The 3,880-nt window shown below is 68.1% G+C and carries 3 protein-coding genes; all 3 read right to left on the reverse strand.

What is annotated here, in order from left to right; all coding sequences use genetic code 11:
• Window positions 1-157 precede the first annotated feature (157 nt).
• Window positions 158-1,084: an alpha/beta hydrolase gene (locus U9980_RS21790; protein ID WP_322769627.1), complete on the reverse strand. Its 927-nt coding sequence runs from the start codon at window positions 1,082-1,084 to the stop codon at window positions 158-160.
• A gap of 187 nt (window positions 1,085-1,271) precedes the next feature.
• On the reverse strand, window positions 1,272-2,375 hold the full coding sequence (locus U9980_RS21795; RefSeq protein WP_322769628.1) for an NAD(P)-dependent alcohol dehydrogenase: 1,104 nt from the start codon (window positions 2,373-2,375) through the stop codon (window positions 1,272-1,274).
• A 90-nt stretch (window positions 2,376-2,465) separates the two neighbouring features.
• A partial coding sequence (locus U9980_RS21800) for an aldehyde dehydrogenase family protein (protein WP_322769629.1) occupies window positions 2,466-3,880 on the reverse strand: 1,415 nt, incomplete at its 5' end.

A 3,880-nucleotide genomic window follows, 5' to 3' on the forward strand; every position in this document is an offset into this window, starting at 1 on the left:
CCCCAACACCGACATCCTGAATCTTCCGGTGAGCTGAGCGCACCGGCCGGCAACGCGAGTATGCCGCCGGTGCGCTCAGCTCACCGTGTCCTGTCCAGCCCAACCCCGCCGTGATCGGGCACGACGGGGTGGTGACCACGGGGTGGGCGTTGTCGGATTACAAGCGCAGGATGTCCGCCACGTCCGCGATCAGTTGGTCGACGGCGTCTGCGGCGGCATCCACGACAGCGGTGTGCAGGTGGAAAAGGTGGTCAAGTCCCTCGACCCGCTTCGCGATGACCTTTGTGCCGGCCTGTTCGAGCCGGTTCGCGTACGCTTCCCCCTCGTCCCTGAGGACGTCGTACTCGGCTGTGTAGACCACTGCCGGCGGAAGCCCGGAGAGGTCGACGGCCGCAAGCGGAGACACCAGGGGATTGCTTCGCTGCGCCGGGTCAGGCACGTAGTTCTCCGTGAACCACCGGCCGGTCATCGCGTCGAGACCGAATCCGGTCGCGTTCTCGGTGTGCGAGGGCAAGGCCATGGTGGCGTCGACGGCGGGCGTCAGGAGGACCTGAGCGGCCGGCACGTTTTCGCCCCGCAGCTCAAGACATGCCGCGGCGGCGAGGTTGCCGCCGGCGCTCCATCCTCCGACGGCGACGCTGCCGCCGTCACCGCCGATCTCGCCGGCGTGCTCTCGGGCCCACAGATAGCCCGCAACCGCGTCGTTCAGCGCTGCCGGAAAGGGGTGCTCCGGCGCACGCCGGTAGTCGACGCTGACCACGACCGTGTCGGCGCCGACGGCCAGGCGCCGGCACAGCCAGTCGTCACTGGCCAGGTCGCCGAGCGTCCAGCCGCCACCGTGGAAATAGGTCAGCACGGGCCGGCGCCCATCCATTCCCGGCCGGTAGATCCGCACCGGGAGTTCCCCAGCGGGACCGGGCACCATCCGGTCCGCCACGTGCACGACGGGCACCGGGCGGTCAGGTAAAGCCATCAGCTGGGCGTACAGCGCTCGGGCCTGGACGGGTGTGAGCGTGTGGAACGGTGGCAGGCCCGCTGCGGCAGCCTGTTTGAGAACGGCCTCGAATTGCGGATCAACCGGCATGGTGTGCCTTCCAGTTAGAATGTTCAGAGCGCCCGGCAATAGGGGCGTGGATCAAGGAGCGGGGCTGGGGTGCGTAGCTCGCGAGGCGGAGGAGGGAGCCACCCTGGTGTTGGGTGGCGACCGACGACAACGTGGCGAGGTGCGTGCCCCAGCCCCGCGACGCCGCGTCCCCTATTGCCGGTCGCTCTTAGAATGTGAGCACCGGTTTGATGGTCTTACCTGCCACCATGTCGTCGACCGCGGTTTGGATCTGACTGAACCCGTACTCGGTGATCAGTTTTTGGACCGGCATCCGGCCAGAGCGAACAAGAGCGACGAGAACGGGCAGCAGCCGTTCGGTCTCGCTGTCACCGAGGGTGATCCCGACAACCTGGCGTCCCCCCAGCATGGCGTTGACATCGAGCGCCACCTCGGAGCCGAAGGGAGGCGCGCCGACGATGACCGCCGTCCCACGAGCGGCAAGGCAGTCGATCGCCGTCCGCAGGACAGCGGTGTTCCCCGTCGTCTCTACCACGCCGTCGACCCCCGCGCCACCGGTGATCTCGGCCAACTGTTCGGCGACACCGCCGTCGGTGGCGTTGACAACGTCGGTGGCCCCCAGCTGCACCGCAAGGCGCAACCGCTGTTCGATCCGGTCGACGGCGATGATGCGTGTCGCCGGTGTGAGGGCAGCTGCCATGATCGCTGACAGGCCGACGGAACCGGCACCGGTGACCGCGATCGTCGCGCCGGGGCGCGGATTCAGGATGTTCCAGACCGCGCCGGCGCCCGTCTGCACGCCACAGCCCAGCGGCGCGATCAGGTTGAGCGCGACGTCGGCGTCCACTTTGACGACGCTGCGCTCGTCGACCAGGGCATGACGGGAGAAGGAGGACTGGCCGAAGAAGTGACCGCCGATCGCATCCTGCGCCCTGGTGATGGTCGACGAACCGTCGGCACGGACGCCGCCGAGAAGGTTCATCGGAAGCCAGGTCGCGCAGTAGGCCGGGTGGCCGTCCCGACAGTTCCCGCATCGGCCGCAGGATGTGAACGACAACAGGACATGGTCACCTGGCTGCACCCGACTGACCCCGGAGCCGACGCTTTCCACCACGCCGGCGCCCTCGTGCCCGAGGACGCCAGGCAGGGGGAACGGCAGACCGCCCCCGGCAACAGTGAGATCGGTGTGGCAGACGCCGGCTGCCACCAGGCGCACGACGACCTCGTCGGGTCGCGGGTCGTCCAACTCGACCTCGGACAGTGTGAACGGTTCTCCGGCCTTCTCGACGATTGCCGCTTCCGTCGTCGTCATCCTGGCTGTGTCTCCTTGCTCGGTGGTCACGTGCTCGCGGATTTCGTGGACGTCGGTGCTGGCGCCCGATCAGCCGGTGCTGGCTTGCGATCAGGTGAGCGCGACGATCACGGACTTGACCTGCGTGTACTCGTGCAGACCTTCCGGCCCGTTCTCGCGGCCGTAGCCAGACTGCTTGTAGCCGCCGAATGGCATGGCGGGATCGAGCAGTGCCCAGCCGTTGACCCACACGATGCCCGCCGCAAGCCGTGCCGCGACCCGGTGGGCTCGGGCGACATCGCGGGTGTGCAGGCCTGCCGCGAGTCCGAAGGGCGTGCTGTTGGCGAGCGCGACGGCCTCGTCCTCGTCGTCGAACGGCTGGACGGTCAGCACCGGACCGAAGATCTCTTCCTGGACGAGACGGGAGTCGTTGGGCATGCCGGTGATGACGGTGGGGGCGTAGTACGAGCCGCCACCGAGGTCGAGCCGCCGCCCACCGGTCACAATCCGGACACCGTTGGTTGCACGGGCCAGCTGGATGTACTCCTCGACCTTGGCCAGGTGGCGCTCGCCGCCCAGCGGCCCCACAATGGTGGACTCCTCGAACGGATCCCCGACCGGCACGCCGGCGGCGCCTCCTGCGACGGCTTCGACCACTGTGTCGAACAGTTCGCGCGCCACCAGCAGCCGGGTGCCGCCCATACAGAACTGGCCGGTGTTGAACACGAATCCCTGGATCGCCGCGCCGATGGCCGTGTCGAGGTCCGCGTCAGCAAAGATCAACTGCGCTGACTTGCCGCCCAGCTCGATGGTCGCCGGCTTGAGGAACTCACCGGCCAGGCTCGCCACCGACCGCCCGACCGGCGTCGACCCGGTAAAGGCGATCTTGTCGACACCCTGGTGGCGGATGAGCGCCTGGCCGGCCACCGCCCCGCCGGTGACCACGTTCAGGACTCCGTCAGGCACGCCGGCTGCCGAGAACAGCTCCGCCATCCGCAGCGCCGACAACGGCGTGTCCTCGGCCGGCTTGTGGACGATCGTATTTCCTGCCGCCAGCGCCGGAGCGATTTTGCTGTTGGAGAGGATCAGCGGGAAGTTGAACGGCGTGATGGCTCCGACGACACCGATGGGTTCGCGGCGGGTATATGCCAGCGCGGGCATGGAAATCGACCGTGTCGACCCGTCGATTGTCTGCGCCAGGGCGGCATAATACTCGTATTGCTCGATCACTGTATTGACGTCGACCACCCGGGACAGTGTGATCGGCTTGCCGACGTCCAGGGTTTCCAGCCGTGCCAGTTCGTCGGCGTGCTCGCGCACGAGCTCGGCGACGCGAATCAGGACGCGAGCGCGCTCCCGGCCCGACATCCGGGGCCACGGCCCCTCGTCGAAGGCTCTGCGAGCAGCCGTCACCGCGCTGTCGATATCCGCTTCGCCGCCGTCGACCACGGTCTCGACGATCGTCCCGGTCGACGGGTCGATCACCGCGTGACGCTCGCCTGCGACACCGTCGCGCCACCCACCGT

Source organism: Protofrankia sp. Cr1 (assembly GCF_963555865.1).
In the GTDB taxonomy this organism is placed as follows: Bacteria; Actinomycetota; Actinomycetes; order Frankiales; family Frankiaceae; genus Protofrankia.

Excerpts from the sequence above, each read along its gene's own strand:
- U9980_RS21790 (WP_322769627.1), bottom strand. The coding sequence starts at position 1,084 with ATGCCGGTTGATCCGCAATTCGAGGCCGTTCTCAAACAGGCTGCCGCA.
- U9980_RS21795 (WP_322769628.1), bottom strand. The coding sequence starts at position 2,375 with ATGACGACGACGGAAGCGGCAATCGTCGAGAAGGCCGGAGAACCGTTC.